Raw genomic sequence first — 18,312 nt, 5'->3', positions numbered from 1 at the left:
TCGGCGCGTAGGAACATTCTTCGTATTCCTCACGCAAGTTTTGTAGATAACGCTAAAAGGCTTGTTTTTGAGCGTTTTCTTATGGTCATCGAACGTGCTTGGGGTGTCGGCGCTTGCTGGACTCTCGGGCACTTTTTGCTTTCCGTTCCTACAAGTCTCGACAGTTGCGCCGGAGAGCGTGATTTTTTGACGAAGGGCAGGGCTTATACTAGACGCCCTAAAAATGGATCCAATTATTCCACATCGCGTGTCGACGCTTGTATCCGCTGACCGGGAGCGTCGCTTTGTCAGCGGGCGGATTTCTCCGTGGGCTGCGACACCACGCCGGGCGATTGCGAAAGACATATGTTCAACAGGGAGTGAAGACATGGAACATGCACCTTGCATCAGTCAGATCGCTGCGTTGCTGGCCGATCCCAAACGCAGTGCGATGATGTGGGCGTTGCTGGATGGTACTTCGCGAGCGGCCGACGAATTGGGGCTCCAGGTGGGTCTGTCGACCTCATCGGCGGGCGCACATCTGGCGCGGCTGGCTTCCGGGGGCTTGCTGCGACAGGAAGTGCGCGGGCGCAAACGCTTCTTCCGCATGGCGGCGCCGGAAGTCGGTGCGGCAGTGCAGGCGCTGGCCAGCGCGTCGATGATCAGTGCCGAAGTGGTCAGCCGCAGCATGGCGCAGCCGCTGCCGCCTCTGCCTTTGCGCCGGGCGCGGGTGTGTGCCGATCACTTGGGCGGTGAAATGGCCACCGAGTTGTATCAGCGCATGCTGGGTGCGGGTTGGATCGAACAGTTCGAGCAGCGTCTGGAAGTCACCAGCGTCGGCATTTCCCGGTTCGCCGAGCGCGGCATTTTCATTCCGGCGCTGGCCCATCGGCAGCGGGAAACCGTCTGTGCCTGTGCCGGTGAGTGCAGCCCGCATCTGGGCGGCGCACTGGGGGCGGGGTTGCTGCAATTGTTCATGCAACTGGGCTGGCTGCGTGCCACCGAAGAGGCCTGCACGTTGCAAGTGTCGTCCAACGGTCAGCGTGAAATCGAAAAGATTGCCGCCGCGGCGTAAACGAGTCCGGCAAACAGTGTGGGAGCGAATTCATTCGCGAGAGGCCAGTCCGGTCGACACCGATGTGTCGCCTGGGCCACCGTCTCGCGAATGAATTCGCTCCCACAGTTTTTTGTGCCTTGTGCGAGGCCGCTACCGCGAGCAGAGCTCCTTCCCGCGGGAACGACGCGTCAGCGACTCCGCTTTACGGCTTCACCAACCGCGCATCCAGGCTGTTCTGCGCCAGGCGCTTTGCCTGATCCTGGGTCATGCCCAGATGGGTATGCAGCGCATGGAAGTTCTCCGTGACATAACCGCCGAAATACGCTGGGTCATCGGAGTTCACCGTAACCTTCACGCCACGTTCGAGCATGTCGAGGATGTTGTGCTGGCTCATGTGATCGAACACGCACAGCTTGGTGTTGGACAGCGGGCAGACCGTCAGCGGGATCTGCTCGTCGATGATGCGCTGCATCAGCCGTTCGTCTTCAATGGCGCGCACGCCGTGGTCGATCCGCTGGATCTTCAGCAGGTCCAGTGCTTCCCAGATGTACTCCGGCGGGCCTTCTTCACCAGCGTGGGCGACGGTCAGGAAGCCTTCGCCACGGGCACGGTCGAACACGCGCTTGAACTTGCTCGGCGGGTGGCCCATTTCCGAGCTGTCCAGGCCGACGGCAACAAAGGCGTCGCGGAACGGCAGCGCCATGTCCAGGGTCTTTTCCGCTTCCTCTTCGCTGAGGTGGCGCAGGAAGCTGAGGATCAGGCCACTGCTGACACCCAGTTGCTCCTTGCCGTCCTTCAGCGCGCGGGTGATGCCATCCAGCACCACCTCGAACGGAACACCACGGTCGGTGTGGGTCTGCGGGTCGAAGAACGGTTCAGTGTGAATCACGTTCTGCGCCTTGCAGCGTTGCAGGTAAGCCCAGGTCAGGTCGTAGAAGTCCTGCTCGTGACGCAGCACGTCCGCGCCTTGGTAATAGAGGTCGAGAAACTCCTGCAGGTTGTTGAAGGCGTAGGCCTTGCGCAGGGTTTCGACGTCGGCCCAGGGCAGGGCGATCTTGTTGCGCTCAGCCAGAGCGAACAGCAGTTCCGGCTCCAGCGAGCCCTCCAGGTGCAGGTGCAATTCTGCCTTGGGCAGGGCGTTCAACCAGTCGTACATGGGCTTTTCTCATCAGGTGCAATGGGCGGCATTCTACAGAGTCATGATGGCGAACTGGGTAAAAACCTGACCGGACGGTTCAGACACTGCCTTCCAGTTCCCTTCTGTAGGCGTAAGTATCGGCAAAACGCGACAGCAGAAACTCGGCGCAGGTGGTCGGTGGATACAGCGGTGGATGGGTTTCATCCTGGCAGCCGGGCAAGCATTCGACCGGTGTGTCCGGATGCGGCTCGGCAAAGAATGGCATCGAGTAGCGATCCACGCCCAGCGGGCTGATCACCCGGTGCGGCGTCGAGACGTAACGGTCGTTGCTCCAGCGCGCCATCATGTCGCCAAGGTTGACCACGAAGGTGTCGGCAATCGGCGGTGCATCGACCCATTGTCCACGCACGTCACGGACTTGCAGACCACCCGCCGCATCCTGATACAGCAGCGTCACGCAGCCGTAGTCGGTGTGGGCGCCAGCGCCTTGCTGCTGTTCACTGGTGGCGGTGTGGCGCGGCGGATAGTGGATCACCCGCAGCACGCTGACCGGCTGCTCGAAGCGCCGGTCGAAAAAGTCCAGCGCCACGCCCAGCGCCGGGGTCATCGCCCGCAACAGCGTCAACGCCAGTTTCTGCATGTCGCGGTAGTGCTGCTCCATCAGGCTTTCCCAGCCGGGCTGATCGGGATGGCGATTGGGCCCGCGCAGAGGCTTGCCGGCCAGCACCTCAGGATGGTCCGCCGGTAAATGCAGGCCCATGTCGAAGGTTTCCTTGAGGTCGCTGGGCAGGGCCGGGTCGAGCTGTTCGGTGGCAATGGCGCCATAGCCGCGGTGATGCTGGCTTTGGGTGATGTCGATCTTGAGTTTTTCCGCCAGAGGCCGGGCGAAAAACTCCCGGGCCTGGCCGATCACCTGCTCGATGCGTTCGGCGCTGATCGGGTGGCCCTTGATATAGAAGAAACCCCACTCGCGGCATGCACTGTCGATCTGCCGGGCGACGTCGTGCCAGGCCTGAGTGTCGTCGGCGTAGAGCGGGGAGATGTCGATGACGGGAAGCGGGTTCATGAAGACTCCATGTGATTAAACGTCTACAGACATCTTCCGGACACCTCGTTGGTGAACCGGGCAGATGACCTGTGGGAGGGAGCTCTGCTCGCGATGGCGGTCGTGCAGTCCACAACGTATTGACCGGTCTGACACCATCGCGAGCAGAGCTCCCTCCCACGGGGATTGTGTTGTTCGAGGGGTCCGGGGTGAGCCGGGCCCGAGGCGTTTACTTCGGCAATTCCGCCTTCACGCCTTCAACGTAATAGTTCATCGACGCCAGTTCGGCATTGCTGGCAATGCTGCCAGCCGGGATTTTCACCGCGCCGGTCTGGTCCTTGATCGGGCCGGTGAACGGGTGGAAGGCGCCGCTTTCGATGTCGGCGATGATCGTCTGCGCTTCTCCCTTCACATCTGCCGGCACCAGATCGCTGATCGGCAGCTCGACTGTGCCTTCTTTCAGGCCGCCCCAGTAATCCTGCGATTTCCAGGTGCCGTCGATGACCGCCTGGGTGGTCTGGATGTAATGCGGGCCCCAGTTGTTGACGATGGAGGTCAGCACCGCCTTGGGACCAAAATGCGCCATGTCCGAGGCGTAGCCGACGGCATACACACCGCGCCGCTCGGCGGCCTGGATCGGCGCCGGGCTGTCGGTGTGCTGGAAGATCACGTCGGCGCCCTGATCGATCAGCGCGTTGGCGGCATCAGCTTCCTTGCCTGGATCGAACCAGGAGTTGACCCACACCACCTTGATTTCGGTGCCGGGGTTGTATTTGTTCAGGGCCAACTGGATCGCGTTGATGTCGCGCAGCACTTCCGGAATCGGGAACGAGGCGACATACCCGACTTTTTTCGTCTTGGTCATCTTCGCCGCGAGGAAACCACCGACATAGCGGCCTTCATAAGTGCGGGCCAGATAGGTGCCCATGTTCTTGTCCTGCTTGTAGCCGGTCGCGTGCTCGAAGGTCACCTTGGGGAATTGCTTGGCGACTTTCAGCGTCGGGTTCATGTAGCCGAACGAGGTGCTGAACACCAGATCGTAGCCGCCCTTGGCCATGTTGCGGATCACCCGCTCGGCATCCGCGCCTTCGGGCACGTTCTCGACGAAGCTGGTGGTGACCTTGTCGCCCAGCGCCTTTTCCATGGCCTGACGCCCTTGCTCATGCTGGTAGGTCCAGCCGTGGTCGCCGATCGGGCCGATGTAGACGAAGCCGACTTTCAGCGGATCCGCCGCCGCGATCAGACTCGAACCCAGACCGACAACGGCGGCCATGGCGCACAGCAGTTTTTTCAACGGGCGACGCGAATGAAGAGGGGAAAGCATGCAGGTCGAGCTCCTTTGGTGTTATGGGCCGGGCCATCGGGGCGGGGCGTCGGGCTCGATGCAAAAAATTGACCAACTGGACAGGTAAGCGGTTTTTCCACAGCGGCGAAGACCGATCGTGATTGGCCGTGTTCTCCCACGGTGCGTGATGGCGCCAAAACGCAGTGAAGCGGTGCATGCGTGGCTCCCACTGGAGGTGTGTGGGGGTCTGTCTTGAAACCTTTATTTACAACCCGCACTCTCAAGCACTCGGACGTTGACGGAACAGCCGCCATGGGCAGGATTCTCGGGCAAGAAAAGTTTCTGTTGCTGGCGGTGATCGCGGCCTGCGTCGCCTATCCGCTGGAGCACGTGCTGCTGGGCCACGGCCACAGCGTCGCGCTGCTGGCCGGGATTGCCCTGGTGGTGTTCATCATCTGCGCCTCGATGCGCGTGGCCCACCATGCCGAATTGCTTGCGGAAAAGGTCGGCGACCCCTACGGCACCATGATCCTGACCCTGTCGGCGGTGCTGGTGGAAGTGGTCATCCTCGCCATCATGATGAGCAACGAACCCTCGCCGACGCTGGTGCGCGACACCATCTATTCCGCAGTGATGCTCGACATCAACGGCATCCTCGGCCTGGCGGCGCTGATGGGCGGGCTCAAACATGGCGAGCAGTCCTACAACGATGATTCGGCGCGCTCCTACAGCGTGATGATCCTCACGGCCATGGCGGTGTCGATGGTGGTGCCCGAGTTCATCCCCGAATCGAAATGGAAGGTGTATTCGGCGTTCACCATCGGCGCGATGATTCTGTTGTACGGGCTGTTCCTGCGCATGCAGGTCGGGCCGCACAGCTACTTCTTCAGTTACAGCTACCCGGACAAGAAGCGCCGCAAGGAACAGCCGGAAGAAACCAGCGAACCGGTCAACCTGCCGCTGTCCATCGGCACGCTGATTTTTGGCGTGATCGTGATCGGTGCGCTGGCCGAGGTGATGTCCAAGGCCGTGGATCTGGGGCTGGAAGGCAGCGGCGCGCCGCCGGTGATGACGGCGATTCTGGTGGCGGCCATTTCCGCTGCACCGGAAATTCTCACCGCCTTGCGTGCGGCGTTGGCCAATCGCATGCAGTCGGTGGTCAACGTGGCCTTGGGCGCCTCGCTGTCGACGGTGATCCTGACCGTGCCGGTGATGGAAGCCATGGCGCTCTACACAGGCCAGCCATTCCAGATGGCGATGACCCCGGTGCAGACGGTGATGATCTTCGTCACTTTGCTGGTGAGCGCGATCAATCTCAACGACGGCGAAACCAACGCCATCGAAGGCATGACCCACTTCGTGCTGTTCGCGACCTTTGTGATGTTGTCCCTACTGGGGTTGTAGCGACACGCCATGATTGATTGGTCCGGACCCTTGTAGGAGCGCGCTTGCCCGCGATTGCGTTCGTCCGGTTACCAAAAATGGTGTCTGACCGATTGCCATCGCGTGCAAGCGCGCTCCTACAGGGGCCTTATCCGCGAATCAACGCCGCAGCCGCCTGCCGGTGATCGGCAATCAACCCGCGCACATCCAGCCCTTCCACCTGCCCGTCGATCACCCGCCAATGACCGCCGATCATCACCCGGTCAGCGCGGTCGGCACCGCACAGCAACAATGCCGACAACGGATCATGGCTACCGGAGAAGCGCAGCTCGTCCAGCTTGAACAACGCCAGGTCGGCCTGCTTGCCCACGGCCAGCTCACCGATATCGTTGCGCCCCAACAGTTTCGCCGAGCCCTGCGTCGCCCAACCCAGTGCCAGTTCCGGGGTGATCTTCTCGGCGCCATAGCGCAGCCGCTGCAGATACAGCGCCTGCTTCGCTTCCAGAATCATGTTCGAGGCATCGTTGGACGCCGAACCATCGACGCCCAGCCCGACCGGCGCGCCGGCGGCGGTCAGCTCCAGGGTCGGACAGATGCCGGAGGCCAGGCGCATGTTTGAACTCGGGCAGTGACAAACGCCGGTGCCGGCCTGGCCGAGGCGGGCGATTTCCTCTTCGTTGAAATGAATGCCGTGGGCCAGCCAGGTACGCGGGCCGAGCCAGCCGACGCTGTCCAGATAATCCACGGTGCGCAGGCCGAAACGTTGCAGGCAGAAATCCTCTTCATCGAGGGTCTCGGCCAGATGCGTGTGCAGGCGTACGTCGAGTTTTTCCGCCAGCGCCGCGCTCTCAGCCATGATTTCCGTGGTCACCGAGAATGGCGAGCAGGGCGCCAGGGCGATCTGGATCTGCGCGCCGTCGCCGCGCTGGTGATAGCTATCGATCAGGCGCTGGCTGTCTTCCAGAATCACTTGGCCCTGCTGCACGGTCTGTTGCGGCGGCAGGCCACCGTCGGCCTCGCCGAGGCTCATCGAGCCTCGGGTGAGCATGGCGCGCATGCCCAGTTCGCGAACGCTTTCGACCTGCACGTCGATGGCCTGTTCCAGACCGTCCGGGAACAGGTAGTGATGGTCCGCCGCCGTGGTGCAACCGGACAGCAGCAGTTCGGCCAGCGCGACCTTGCTGGCCAGCGCCAGTTTTTCCGGGGTCAGCCTGGCCCAGACCGGGTACAGGGTTTTCAGCCAGGGAAACAGCGGCTGGTTGACCACCGGCGCCCAGGCGCGAGTGAGGGTCTGATAGAAGTGATGGTGAGTGTTGATCAGCCCCGGCAACAGCACATGCTCGCGGGCATCGAACACTTGATCGCAGGGTTGCGCAGGCGACTGCCCGGCGGCGAGCAGTTCGACGATCACGCCGTTCTCGATCACCAGACCACCCCGGGCATCGAGGTCGTTGGCGGTAAACACGGCAAGGGGATTTTTCAACCAGATACGGATCGCGGGCATGTGCCGGCTCCTCTGAAAAATGGGTTCAGGTCGCCAGCTCAGTGTTGCCCTGTCTGCTGATCCAGGGTCGCTGCGGCAGTGAGTGTGCCGCGAAGCGAGGGGGGCGAGTTTAGAAGGATGTCGCCGGGTTGATCAAGTTTCGCGATGCTTCAGGGGGCGCCTCACCTGTAAGTGAGTGTGCAGTGTTGCGCTGGCTGTGGCCTTCTGGCTTTGGCTCTTGCTTGCTTCTGGCCGAAGGCCGTGGGAGGGAGCCCTGCTCGCGAAGGCGTCAAGTCAGACAACATAGCGCTGACTGACACGACGCCTTCGCGAGCAGGGCTCCCTCCCACAGATGTTTCATCTATTACAGGTAGTGGTTCACCACGGAATCGTCTCACCCTTGTAGTTGACGAAGTGATGCCCGCCCTGACCGGCAAAACGCTCCAGCTGCTCGACCATGCCGCGCACGCTGGTGTCCACGTCGATGTCGGCGCCTTCGCCGCCCATGGCCGTGCGCACCCAGCCTGGGTGCATCGACAGCACCGTGGGTTTGTTGTCGCCCAACTGAGTGACGAAGGTGTTGGTCATCGAGTTCAGCGCTGCCTTGCTGGCCTTGTACAGCGCCATCTCCGGCGCGTCGGGCATGGTCACGCTGCCCAGCACCGAGCTCATGAAGGCGATGACGCCGGTCTCCGGACGGATCTGTTGCACGAAGCGTTTGGCCAGACGGATCGGCGCCACCGCGTTGGTCAGGAACAACTGGCCCAACTCACCAGCAGTGGCGTCGGTCGGGTTCGGATGCAGCGGGCCCATGACCCCGGCGTTGACGAACAACAGGTCGAAAATCTGCCCCTTGAGGTTGTGGGTCAGCACTTCGAGCGACGATTGATCGTCCATCTCCAGCGTCTGGAGATGCACGCCGGGTACTGCCTTCAGATCGTCGGCATGCAACGGGTCGCGCACCGTGGCCGTGACCTCCCAGCCTTTTGCAGTCAGCTGTTTGACCAGCCCGAGGCCCAGACCCCGGGAGGCGCCGATGATCAGCGCGGTTTTTTGAGTAGGCATAGAAATGGCTCCTGAAAACTGAACGGGTGCAGCCTCTGCAAGATGGACCCCGGCGGGCGGCAATCATTTGCTTTTTTCCGCCAGCCGGACAGACTGCCAAGGTTAAACCCTAAAGCGTTTCAATGCCCGGATTGCCACGGTTGCCCCAGCGACACCGGCGCGTACAGGCGTGTGCGCAGCGCATCGCGGGACAACAGCACCAGCACCACGATGGTGGCAACGTAGGGCAACATTGCCAGCAGGTTCGACGGAATCGCCAGCCCCACGCCTTGGGCTACCAGATACAGAATGCTGGCGAAGCCGAACAGATACGCCCCCAGCAGCAGTCGCCACACCCGCCAACTGGCGAACACCACCAGCGCGAGGGCGATCCAGCCGCGACCGGCGCTCATGTTTTCCGCCCACATCGGCGTATAGGCCAGCGACAGATAGGCGCCAGCCAACCCGGCCATGGCGCCACCGAACAACACCGCCAGGGTACGCACCCGCAGCACCGGCAAGCCCATGGCGCTGGCCGCGTTGGGGTTTTCGCCCACGGCCTGGATGATCAAACCGACACGGCTTTTTAACAGTGCCCAGGCCACCACCGCGAACAGCACGAAGGACAGGTAAACCAGAATGTCCTGGGCGAAGAGCATGCGGCCGATCAGCGGGATCTCGCTCAGATACGGAATCACCAGTGGCTCGAAACCCGACAGCGGCTTGCCGACCCAGGCGGCACCGACGAAGGTCGACAGGCCGACACCGAAAATCGTCAAAGCCAGCCCGGTCGCCACCTGGTTGGCGTTGAACACCAGCGCCACCAACGCGAACAGCGCCGACAGCAGCATTCCGGCGAGCATCGCCAGCAGTACGCCGAGCCACAGATTGCCGGTGCTGAAGGCGACGATGAAACCGATCACCGCGCCGAACAGCATCATCCCTTCCTGACCCAGATTGAGCACGCCGCTCTTCTCGCAGACCAGCTCACCCAGTGCCACCAGCAACAAAGGCGTGCCGCAGCGCACCGTGGCAAAAAAAATGTTACTCAACAGATCGATATCCATCACACGGCTCCCGGCACAGCGGCCATCTGGCGGCGGGCCCAGCGCACCGACAGGCGCGGGCGGTAGAGAATCAGCACATCGCAGGCGAGCAGGAAGAACAGCATCATGCCTTGAAACAATTGCGTGATGGCTTGCGGCAGGTTGAGGGTCATCTGCGCGCTTTCGCCGCCCAGATACAGCAGCGCCATCAACAGGCTGGAAAACAGAATGCCGAGGGGATTCAGACGACCGAGAAACGCCACAGTGATGGCTGCATAGCCGTAACCGGGCGACACCTGCGGCACCAACTGGCCGATCGGGCCGGTCACCTCACAGACCCCGGCCAGCCCGGCCAGTCCGCCGCTGATCAGCAATGCCAGCCAGACCAGACGCTTTTCACGAAAGCCGACAAAACCGGCGGCGCGCTTGTCCAGGCCCAGCACCTTGATCTGAAAGCCGACAAAGCTTCGCTGCAACAGCACCCACACCGCGGCCAGTGCCAGCAGGGCGAAATACACCCCGGCATGCACGCGGCCATCCTCCATCAGCAGCGGCAGGCGACTGGCATCGCCGAACATCGCCGACTCGGGGAAATTCATCCCGGCCGGATCCTTCAGCGGGCCGTGCACGAAATACAGCAGCAGGTTCAGCGCAATGTAATTGAGCATGATGCTGGTGAGGATTTCGTTGGCGTTGAAATGCGTGCGCAGCCAGGCGGTCAGTCCGGCCCAGGCTGCGCCGGCCATTACGCCGACCAGCAGAATCAGCGCCAGCGCCCAGCGGCTTTCCACGTCGATGACATTCACCGCCACGGCACTGCCGGCCAGCGCGCCGATCAGCAACTGGCCTTCGGCGCCGATATTCCAGATGCGTGCCTGATAGACCACCGCCAGACCCAGCGCACAGAGCAGGATCGGCAGGGTTTTCACCAGCAATTCCGAAACCCCGTACAGATCGCTGACCGGGGCGATCAGCAGGGTGTGCAAGGTCAGCAGCGGGTCAAGGCCCAGCGCAATAAAGAGCAACGAGCCCGCCAGCAGCGTCAGTACCGCCGCCAGCAACGGAGAACACCACAACATGGTGCGCGACTGTTGGCCGCGCGGTTCGAGGGAAAGCAACATCGGAATCTCCGTCAGGCGCGCGGCGCGGTGTCGGGTTGAAAGGAGGAGGCGGGGACTGGCGGAAATTGCCCGGCCATCCAGCCGCCGATCTCGACCTGGCTGGTTTGCGCGGTCGCCACTGGTGTCGACAGGCGACCGGCACACAGCGCGGCCAGTCGGTCACTGATCTGGAACAGCTCGTCGAGGTCTTCGGAGATCACCAGAATCGCCGCGCCAGCATCGCGCAAGGCAATCAGGGCGCGGTGAATGGCCGCCGCCGCACCGACATCGACACCCCAGGTCGGGTGCGCGGCAATCAACAGCTTCGGGTTTTGCAGAATTTCCCGGCCCAGAATGAATTTCTGCAGGTTGCCGCCCGACAGGCTACGGGCAGCGGTCTGCGCGTCAGGCGTCTTCACCGCAAAGCGCTCGATGATGCGCTGTGCCAGAGCCTGAACCTTGCTGCGGCGAATCAACCCTTTATCCACAAGCCCGTGCTGGAAGGCGGTGAGCAGGGCGTTGTCGGCCAGGCTCATGTCCGGCACGGCGCCATGACCCAGGCGTTCGGCAGGGACGAAGGCCAGACCGCGCTGGCGCCGTGCATCCGGGCGCAGGTGGGCGACAGATTCACCGGAGAAACGGATGCGTTCGGCGTCCGCTTTGCTCAGGATTTGTTCGCCGCTGAGCAGGGCCAGCAATTCGTCCTGACCGTTGCCGGCCACGCCGGCGATGCCGAAGATTTCACCGCTGCGCACCTGCAACGCGACATCGGCCAGCGAACAGCCAAACGGGTCGGGGTTGTGCCAACTGAGGGAGTCGATTTGCAGAAACGGCGTGCTGCCTGCGGCCTTCGGGTAGTGCGCGACCAGGCCTTCGGCGTCGCCGACCATCAGCCGCGCCAGTTCCAGGTCGCTGCACCGGGCTGGCACGCAATGGCCGGAGACCCGGCCACCGCGCAACACCGTGGCGCTGTGGCAGAGCGCGCGTACTTCGCCGAGCTTGTGGCTGATGAACAGAATGCTGCAACCCTCGGCAGCCAGGCGGCGCAGGGTGACGAACAGGTCATCGGCTTCCTGCGGCGTCAGCACCGAGGTCGGCTCATCGAGGATCAGCAAGCGAATGTCCTGCATCAGACAGCGAATGATCTCGACTTTCTGCCGCTCGCCAATCGACAGGCTATGGACCAGTCGCTGCGGTTCCACCGCCATGCCGTAACGCTGCGACACTTCGCGGATCTTCGGCTCCAGTTGCTTTGGGGTACCGGCGCTGGCGCCCATGGCCAGGGCAATGTTTTGCGCCACGGTCAGGGTCTCGAACAGCGAAAAGTGCTGGAACACCATGCCGATCCCCAACTCGCGGGCCTGGGCCGGGTTGCGCATGGTCAGCGGTTGCCCCTGCCAGACGATCTGCCCGGCGTCGGGTTGCACCACGCCGTAGATGATCTTCATCAGGGTACTTTTGCCCGCGCCGTTCTCGCCGAGCAACGCATGAATTTCCCCCGGCTGGATGCTCAGGTCGATGGCATCGTTGGCCAGACACCCCGGGTATCGTTTGCTGATATGGCGCAATTGCAGGCGCGCATGAGTGGTCGGATTGGACATGACAGGCTCGGTGGCAAAGTGATCGCTACAGCCATTAGCAATTTCTTGGCCATGTGGTCAGGTTTTGTCATGAACAAGTCGAAGTGATGATCTGTAGGAGCGCGGCTTGTCCCGCGACCGGCGACGAAGTCGTCGTAAAACCTGTGAATGCGGTGTGTCAGGAATGCATAGTCGTCGGCGTTTGCTGCCGGCTTCCGGCAGGTCGCGGGACAAGCCGCGCTCCTACAAGGTGTGTTCTGGGCACCACATCAGGGCGACTCATTCATGCACCGCGTCAATCTGGGTCAATAAACCTGTACAAAAAATAACCAAATCGACGCAGGCCAGTTATCCCCGGCGCTGCGGGCAGGCTTGCACGTGTTATCCACAGGTTGTTCCACAGTTAATGTGCGCAAGCGAAAATCACCGGAATAAGCGTTGACGGGGTAAAAGCGACTCGCGATAAGGCCTGCTAACTTGCTGATTTTCGGTAGTTTTCTACCCTGTGCAAACGGATTGATCAAAAAATGCTCATCGGTCTGGATGCCATGAGAATCAAGGCCTGCGGCGGTATGTGCTCAGCTTGTCCACAGGCAGATGCACAGTAGATGTGGGCAAAACGCAGCTTTGGCGAGTTGCCCAAAACAGGGCGGTTCAGTCGTGGTCGGGGCGTTGCAGGACGATGCGTCCGCGACTGATATCGGAGAGTTGGCGTTGCAGTGTTTCGATCTGCTCGGGGCCCAGCGCGATGCCGAGTTCGACGCCATTGGCGGTGAAGTTTTCCTGCTCGATCAAACCGTTCAGCTCGGCCACGCGCAGTTTCACCAGGGCCAGTTCGCTGAAGGTGCAATCGAAGTGCAGAGGCACCCGTTTGATCAGCGGCAAACGTTCGGCCTGTTGCAGGCATTTGTTGGCGCCACCCCCGTAGGCGCGGGCCAGGCCGCCAGTGCCCAACTGAATGCCGCCGTACCAGCGGATGACGAGCACCACGACCTGGTCGAAATCCTGCGCCTCGATGGCCGCCAGAATCGGCCGGCCCGCCGTGCCTCCCGGTTCGCCATCGTCGTTGCTGCGGTACTGCGCGCCCAGTTTCCACGCCCAGCAATTGTGGGTAGCATCCAGATCGCTGTACTGCTCGATGAACGCCTGGGCATCGGCCGGGCTGTGGATGGGCGCGGCGAAGGTGATGAAGCGGCTCTTGCGAATTTCTTCGCGAAACTCGCAGAAGCCGGTGAGGGTAGAAGGCATGGTGAATTCCGGTGCAGCGCTGACAGGTTCAGAGCGCTGGCGTCAGCCCGCAGCCCTTGAGGATGATTCGGATCAAATTGTCGCCGGCCGCTTCCATATCCTGTTTGGTCAGGCGTGTGCGCCCGGTGACCTGGCAGATCTGTGTGGCGAAGTCGGCGTAATGCTGCGTGCTGCCCCACAGCAGGAAAATCAGATGCACCGGGTCGACGGGGTCCATCTTGCCGGCATCGATCCAGGCCTGAAACACCGAGGCACGACCCTGGAACCACAGGCGGTAGTCCTGGCTGAAATATTCGTTCAGGCATTCGCCGCCGCTGATGATCTCCATGGCAAAGATCCGCGAAGCCTGCGGTTGGCGCCGGGAGAACTCCATCTTGGCGCGGATGTAACGAGTCAGTGCTTCGGCCGGATCGTCCTCGACCTTTAGGTTGTTGAAGGTGCTGTCCCACAGCTCGATGATGTTGCTCAACACCGCGACGTACAGACCCAGCTTGTTGGTGAAGTAGTAATGCAGGTTGGCTTTCGGCAGCCCGGCATTCTGCGCGATGGTGTTCATGCTGGTGCCTTTGAAGCCGTGACGGGCGAACTCGTCCTCGGCTGCTTTCATGATCGCTTCTTCGTTCTTCTGGCGAATACGGCTCGCCGGTTTGGTGGCGCTGGCGCTGTGAGCAGGGACTTCAAGGGTCATGTGCGGTTCCAGACGGATCATTGGGTGCGACGGGGTGAACAGATAACGCACCCGTGACGATCCGACAAGCATTGGCTGCGCAAATGGGTTCATCGTGTCGCCGCCAGACTCTCCAGAAAGCTCTCCAGCACCAGATGCGGGCGTCGGCCTTTGCGGGTCACGGTCACCAGGCTCAGATCGTAGAAGCGGGTCTGCGGCTTCAGTGCACGCAGCCGACCCTGCTGGACCCAGAACGTGGCGTAGTGATCGGGCAGATAGCCGATGTAGCGCCCGGTCAGAATCAGAAACGCCATGCCTTCGCGGTCCGATGCGCTGGCGGTGCAACGCAGGGATTGATAGTGCGCCTGAATCTCTGCGGGCAGGCGGAAGGTCGGAGCGATGGCTTCCTGATCGGCCAGGCGTCTGTCGTCCAGTTGCAGGTCGTCAACGTAAAACAGCGGATGCCCGACCGCGCAGTACAGCAGTGAACGCTCATCGTAGAGCGGCTGGTATTCCAGCCCTGACAAGGCGCTGGCCTGCGGCACCACACCCACATGCAGGCTGCCGTCGAGCACGCCCTGTTCGACTTCGGTGGGGGCGATCATGCGGATATTGATATGCACGTCCGGGCCGCGCTCCTTCAATTGCGAAAGCGCGTGAGTAATCCGCATGTGCGGCAGCGTGACCAGGTTGTCGGTCAGACCGATATTCAGCTCGCCACGCAGATGGCGGTGCAACCCGTTCACTTCCGTACGAAAACTCTCCAGCGCACTTAAAAGCTGCAGCGACGACTGATAGACCTCGCGGCCTTCCTCCGTCAGAGAAAAACCGGCGCGGCCCCGTTGGCACAGCCGCAAACCCAAGCGTTGCTCCAGATCACTCATCTGCTGGCTGATGGCCGAACGGCCAATGCCCAGCGCGCTTTCGGCGGCCGAAAAGCCGCCCGACTCGACTACGCTTCGGAAGATTCGCAGCAGACGGATATCAAAGTCGCTGACTTGCGCCAACGGATCGGAACGGCGAGTGCTCATAGTTTAGTGCTGGCCTAACTGAAGATCATAAAAGCAGGATTTTCCCGACTTTATGCCCGTGGCAATTTAGCTGCAACCCGGTCCTGCTTCGTGACCCTCATTGCGGGCGAGTGAAGACAGGCCACCCACACCCTTGTGAGGTTAATTCCAATGAATATGCCCGAGTCGTCCGATATGTCCCTGGCCAGCCAGCTCAAGCTGGACGCGCACTGGATGCCGTACACCGCCAACCGCAACTTTCAGCGCGATCCACGGTTGATCGTTGCCGCGGAGGGGAGCTATCTGACCGACGACAAGGGGCGCAAGATCTATGACGGCCTGTCGGGTCTGTGGACCTGCGGCGCCGGTCATACCCGCAAGGAAATTCAGGAAGCGGTGGCTAAACAGCTGGGCACCCTCGACTACTCGCCGGCTTTCCAGTTTGGTCATCCGCTGTCGTTCCAACTGGCGGAAAAAATCACCGAGCTGACGCCGGGCAATCTGAATCACGTCTTCTATACCGACTCCGGCTCCGAGTGCGCCGACACCGCCGTGAAGATGGTCCGTGCCTACTGGCGCCTGAAAGGCCAGGCCACCAAGACCAAACTGATTGGCCGTGCCCGTGGCTACCACGGCGTGAACATCGCCGGCACCAGCCTGGGTGGCGTCAACGGCAACCGCAAAATGTTCGGTCAACTGATGGATGTCGACCATCTGCCACACACCCTGCTGGCCAGCAACGCCTACTCCCGTGGCATGCCGGAGCAGGGCGGCATCGCCCTGGCCGATGAAATGCTCAAGCTGATCGAGTTGCACGATGCCTCGAACATCGCTGCCGTCATCGTTGAACCCATGGCCGGTTCCGCCGGCGTGATCGTGCCACCGCAGGGATACCTGAAACGTCTGCGCGAGATCTGCGATCAGCACAACATTCTGCTGATCTTCGACGAAGTGATCACCGGTTTCGGTCGTACCGGCTCGATGTTCGGCGCTGACAGCTTCGGTGTCACCCCGGACCTGATGTGCATCGCCAAGCAGGTCACCAACGGCGCGATTCCGATGGGCGCAGTGATCGCCAGCAGCGAGATCTACCAGACATTCATGAATCAGCCGACGCCTGAATATGCCGTGGAATTCCCCCACGGTTATACCTACTCGGCCCACCCGGTTGCTTGTGCGGCGGGTCTGGCTGCACTGGATATCCTCAAGCGGGAAAACCTGGTGCAACAAGTGGCGGAAACCGCGCCGCATTTCGAAAACTCCCTGCATGGCCTCAAGGGCAGCAAGAACGTCATCGACATCCGCAACTACGGCCTGGCCGGCGCGATCCAGATCGCTGCCCGTGATGGTGACGCGATCGTGCGTCCGTTCGAGGCGGCCATGAAGCTGTGGCAAGCCGGCTTCTATGTGCGCTTCGGCGGCGACACCCTGCAGTTCGGGCCAACCTTCAACAGTAAGCCGCAGGACCTTGACCGCATGTTCGACGCGGTAGGCGAAGCGCTGAACCAGATCGACTGATCCCTGTTTTCCTGACAACAGGCGCAACTGCGGTTGCGCCTGCGGACACCCTTTTTTTGGAGTTACCCCATGAGCATCATTCAGCACCTGATTCACGGCGAACTGGTCGACGGCAACGGCCGCACTGCCGATGTCTTCAACCCCTCCACCGGTCAGGCCACCCGCAAGGTTGCGCTGGCCAGCCGTGAAACCGTGCAACAGGCCATCGATTCCGCCAAGGCTGCATTCCCGGCCTGGCGCAATACGCCACCGGCCAAACGCGCCCAGGTCATGTTCCGCTTCAAGCAATTGCTTGAGCAAAACGAGGCGCGTATCGCACAACTGATCAGCGAAGAACACGGCAAGACTCTGGAGGATGCGGCCGGTGAACTGAAGCGCGGTATCGAGAACGTCGAATACGCCAGCGCGGCTCCGGAAATCCTCAAGGGCGAATACAGCCGTAACGTCGGTCCGAACATCGATGCATGGTCTGACTTCCAGCCGCTGGGTGTCGTGGCCGGTATCACCCCGTTCAACTTCCCGGCCATGGTGCCGCTGTGGATGTATCCGCTGGCGATCGCTTGCGGCAACTGCTTCATCCTCAAACCGTCCGAGCGCGACCCGAGCTCGACGCTGTTCATCGCGCAACTGCTGCATGAAGCCGGTTTGCCGAAAGGCGTTCTCAACGTCGTGCATGGCGACAAGGCTGCGGTAGATGCCTTGATCGAAGCGCCGGAAGTCAAGGCGCTGAGCTTTGTCGGCTCCACGCCGATTGCCGAGTACATCTATAAGGAGGCCACGGCACGCGGCAAGCGCGTCCAGGCATTGGGCGGTGCCAAGAACCATGCGGTGTTGATGCCGGATGCCGATCTGGATAACGCAGTCAGCGCACTGATGGGCGCGGCGTATGGTTCCTGTGGCGAGCGCTGCATGGCAATCTCGGTCGCCGTGTGTGTCGGTGATCAGGTTGCGGATGCCCTGGTGGCCAAACTGATACCACAGATCAAGGCGCTGAAAATCGGTGCAGGCACCTCGTGCGGTCTGGACATGGGGCCGCTGGTGACCGGTCAACATCGTGACAAGGTCAGTGGCTATATAGAAGACGGTGTGTCTTCCGGCGCAAAGCTGGTGGTCGATGGCCGCGGCCTGACCGTGGCAGGCCATGAAGACGGTTTCTTCCTGGGTGGCTGCCTGTTCGATCAGGTGACCCCGGAGATGCGTATCTATAAAGAAGAGATCTTTGGCCCGGTGCTGTGCATCGTCCGCGTGAACAGCCTTGAGCAGGCCATGCAATTGATCAACGATCACGAATACGGCAACGGCACCTGCATCTTCACCCGTGATGGTGAAGCGGCGCGGTTGTTCTGCGACGAGATCGAAGTCGGTATGGTTGGCGTCAACGTGCCGTTGCCGGTGCCAGTGGCGTACCACAGCTTCGGCGGCTGGAAGCGTTCGCTGTTCGGCGACCTGCATGCCTATGGCCCGGACGGTGTGCGTTTCTACACCCGCCGCAAGGCCATCACCCAGCGCTGGCCGCAGCGTGCCAGCCATGAGGCGTCGCAGTTCGCGTTCCCTAGCCTGTAAGACGTAATAGAGAAGGGCGCCCCATGAGGGGCGCCTTTTTCGTTGTTTCTGACCGATATGACAAATTTATGAAATAAGTGCTTGACGCGCCAGCGGATGTCTCTATAATTCGCCCCACTTCCGGCGCAGACGGAACGGAAAACTCCTTGAGTATCAACGAGTTAGA

15 protein-coding genes are annotated in these 18,312 nt (G+C 61.5%); 4 read left to right on the top strand and 11 right to left on the bottom strand.

Features of this window, described 5'->3' with window-relative positions:
- Window positions 1-367 precede the first annotated feature (367 nt).
- Window positions 368-1,054: an ArsR/SmtB family transcription factor gene (locus ACIPL0_RS26100; RefSeq protein WP_400596075.1), complete on the top strand. Its 687-nt coding sequence runs from the start codon at window positions 368-370 to the stop codon at window positions 1,052-1,054.
- Between the two features lie 184 nt (window positions 1,055-1,238).
- Here the strand turns inward: ACIPL0_RS26100 and ACIPL0_RS26095 are convergent, their stop codons facing one another.
- The 3 genes from ACIPL0_RS26095 to ACIPL0_RS26085 all read right to left on the bottom strand — a co-directional run bounded on the left by ACIPL0_RS26095 (window position 1,239) and on the right by ACIPL0_RS26085 (window position 4,543).
- The gene (locus ACIPL0_RS26095; RefSeq protein ID WP_400596073.1) at window positions 1,239-2,192 is read right to left on the bottom strand and encodes an adenosine deaminase; all 954 of its coding nucleotides are present in this window, start codon (window positions 2,190-2,192) and stop codon (window positions 1,239-1,241) included.
- A gap of 79 nt (window positions 2,193-2,271) precedes the next feature.
- Entirely contained in the window at window positions 2,272-3,240 is a 969-nt protein-coding gene (locus ACIPL0_RS26090) for a 2-oxoglutarate and iron-dependent oxygenase domain-containing protein (RefSeq protein WP_400596071.1), read from the bottom strand.
- A 208-nt stretch (window positions 3,241-3,448) separates the two neighbouring features.
- The gene (locus ACIPL0_RS26085; protein ID WP_400596069.1) at window positions 3,449-4,543 is read right to left on the bottom strand and encodes a BMP family ABC transporter substrate-binding protein; all 1,095 of its coding nucleotides are present in this window, start codon (window positions 4,541-4,543) and stop codon (window positions 3,449-3,451) included.
- A 273-nt stretch (window positions 4,544-4,816) separates the two neighbouring features.
- On the opposite strand from ACIPL0_RS26085, the gene ACIPL0_RS26080 reads away from it, so the two are divergent.
- A complete protein-coding gene (locus ACIPL0_RS26080) occupies window positions 4,817-5,908 on the top strand; it encodes a calcium:proton antiporter (protein ID WP_400596067.1) in 1,092 nt (363 codons plus the stop codon).
- 127 nt (window positions 5,909-6,035) lie between these two features.
- On the opposite strand, the gene ACIPL0_RS26075 is transcribed toward ACIPL0_RS26080, so the two are convergent.
- From ACIPL0_RS26075 to ACIPL0_RS26040, 8 genes are all read right to left on the bottom strand, one after another.
- On the bottom strand, window positions 6,036-7,391 hold the full coding sequence (locus tag ACIPL0_RS26075) for an 8-oxoguanine deaminase (protein WP_400596065.1): 1,356 nt from the start codon (window positions 7,389-7,391) through the stop codon (window positions 6,036-6,038).
- 357 nt (window positions 7,392-7,748) lie between these two features.
- On the bottom strand, window positions 7,749-8,435 hold the full coding sequence (locus ACIPL0_RS26070; protein ID WP_400596063.1) for an SDR family oxidoreductase: 687 nt from the start codon (window positions 8,433-8,435) through the stop codon (window positions 7,749-7,751).
- Between the two features lie 119 nt (window positions 8,436-8,554).
- The gene (locus ACIPL0_RS26065) at window positions 8,555-9,481 is read right to left on the bottom strand and encodes an ABC transporter permease (RefSeq protein ID WP_400596061.1); all 927 of its coding nucleotides are present in this window, start codon (window positions 9,479-9,481) and stop codon (window positions 8,555-8,557) included.
- Complete coding sequence (locus ACIPL0_RS26060; protein WP_400596059.1) at window positions 9,481-10,581, bottom strand: ABC transporter permease; 1,101 nt, start codon at window positions 10,579-10,581, stop codon at window positions 9,481-9,483. The genes ACIPL0_RS26065 and ACIPL0_RS26060 overlap by 1 nt, the downstream gene beginning before the upstream one ends.
- An 11-nt stretch (window positions 10,582-10,592) precedes the next feature.
- The gene (locus tag ACIPL0_RS26055; protein ID WP_400731623.1) at window positions 10,593-12,161 is read right to left on the bottom strand and encodes an ABC transporter ATP-binding protein; all 1,569 of its coding nucleotides are present in this window, start codon (window positions 12,159-12,161) and stop codon (window positions 10,593-10,595) included.
- 633 nt (window positions 12,162-12,794) lie between these two features.
- Window positions 12,795-13,388 (bottom strand): IMPACT family protein, encoded by a 594-nt coding sequence (locus ACIPL0_RS26050; protein WP_400596055.1) that lies wholly within the window; start codon window positions 13,386-13,388, stop codon window positions 12,795-12,797.
- 28 nt (window positions 13,389-13,416) lie between these two features.
- Window positions 13,417-14,076, bottom strand: a complete 660-nt coding sequence (locus tag ACIPL0_RS26045) for a TetR/AcrR family transcriptional regulator (RefSeq protein ID WP_400596053.1) — start codon at window positions 14,074-14,076, stop codon at window positions 13,417-13,419.
- Between the two features lie 89 nt (window positions 14,077-14,165).
- Window positions 14,166-15,086: a LysR family transcriptional regulator gene (locus tag ACIPL0_RS26040; protein WP_400596051.1), complete on the bottom strand. Its 921-nt coding sequence runs from the start codon at window positions 15,084-15,086 to the stop codon at window positions 14,166-14,168.
- Between the two features lie 150 nt (window positions 15,087-15,236).
- On the opposite strand from ACIPL0_RS26040, the gene ACIPL0_RS26035 reads away from it, so the two are divergent.
- A complete protein-coding gene (locus ACIPL0_RS26035; protein WP_400596049.1) occupies window positions 15,237-16,583 on the top strand; it encodes an aspartate aminotransferase family protein in 1,347 nt (448 codons plus the stop codon).
- Window positions 16,584-16,652: 69 nt separating this feature from the next.
- Entirely contained in the window at window positions 16,653-18,146 is a 1,494-nt protein-coding gene (locus ACIPL0_RS26030) for a CoA-acylating methylmalonate-semialdehyde dehydrogenase (RefSeq protein ID WP_400596047.1), read from the top strand.
- The last annotated feature ends 166 nt before the right edge of the window (window positions 18,147-18,312 follow it).

Origin of the sequence: Pseudomonas sp. NPDC090208, from assembly GCF_044746785.1 — a bacterium.
Taxonomy (GTDB): Bacteria; Pseudomonadota; Gammaproteobacteria; order Pseudomonadales; family Pseudomonadaceae; genus Aquipseudomonas.
Note: the sequence above shows the minus strand (reverse complement) of the source record. Positions and strands in the feature narration are given on the sequence as shown.

Bases quoted from the DNA above. Each gene is read 5' to 3' on its own strand.
- ACIPL0_RS26050 (WP_400596055.1), bottom strand. From the start codon at position 13,388: ATGCCTTCTACCCTCACCGGCTTCTGCGAGTTTCGCGAAGAAATTCGC.
- ACIPL0_RS26085 (WP_400596069.1), bottom strand. From the start codon at position 4,543: ATGCTTTCCCCTCTTCATTCGCGTCGCCCGTTGAAAAAACTGCTGTGC.
- ACIPL0_RS26055 (WP_400731623.1), bottom strand. From the start codon at position 12,161: ATGTCCAATCCGACCACTCATGCGCGCCTGCAATTGCGCCATATCAGC.
- ACIPL0_RS26090 (WP_400596071.1), bottom strand. From the start codon at position 3,240: ATGAACCCGCTTCCCGTCATCGACATCTCCCCGCTCTACGCCGACGAC.
- ACIPL0_RS26075 (WP_400596065.1), bottom strand. From the start codon at position 7,391: ATGCCCGCGATCCGTATCTGGTTGAAAAATCCCCTTGCCGTGTTTACC.
- ACIPL0_RS26060 (WP_400596059.1), bottom strand. From the start codon at position 10,581: ATGTTGCTTTCCCTCGAACCGCGCGGCCAACAGTCGCGCACCATGTTG.
- ACIPL0_RS26095 (WP_400596073.1), bottom strand. From the start codon at position 2,192: ATGTACGACTGGTTGAACGCCCTGCCCAAGGCAGAATTGCACCTGCAC.
- ACIPL0_RS26080 (WP_400596067.1), top strand. From the start codon at position 4,817: ATGGGCAGGATTCTCGGGCAAGAAAAGTTTCTGTTGCTGGCGGTGATC.
- ACIPL0_RS26040 (WP_400596051.1), bottom strand. From the start codon at position 15,086: ATGAGCACTCGCCGTTCCGATCCGTTGGCGCAAGTCAGCGACTTTGAT.
- ACIPL0_RS26045 (WP_400596053.1), bottom strand. From the start codon at position 14,076: ATGACCCTTGAAGTCCCTGCTCACAGCGCCAGCGCCACCAAACCGGCG.
- ACIPL0_RS26065 (WP_400596061.1), bottom strand. From the start codon at position 9,481: ATGGATATCGATCTGTTGAGTAACATTTTTTTTGCCACGGTGCGCTGC.
- ACIPL0_RS26030 (WP_400596047.1), top strand. From the start codon at position 16,653: ATGAGCATCATTCAGCACCTGATTCACGGCGAACTGGTCGACGGCAAC.
- ACIPL0_RS26070 (WP_400596063.1), bottom strand. From the start codon at position 8,435: ATGCCTACTCAAAAAACCGCGCTGATCATCGGCGCCTCCCGGGGTCTG.
- ACIPL0_RS26035 (WP_400596049.1), top strand. From the start codon at position 15,237: ATGAATATGCCCGAGTCGTCCGATATGTCCCTGGCCAGCCAGCTCAAG.
- ACIPL0_RS26100 (WP_400596075.1), top strand. From the start codon at position 368: ATGGAACATGCACCTTGCATCAGTCAGATCGCTGCGTTGCTGGCCGAT.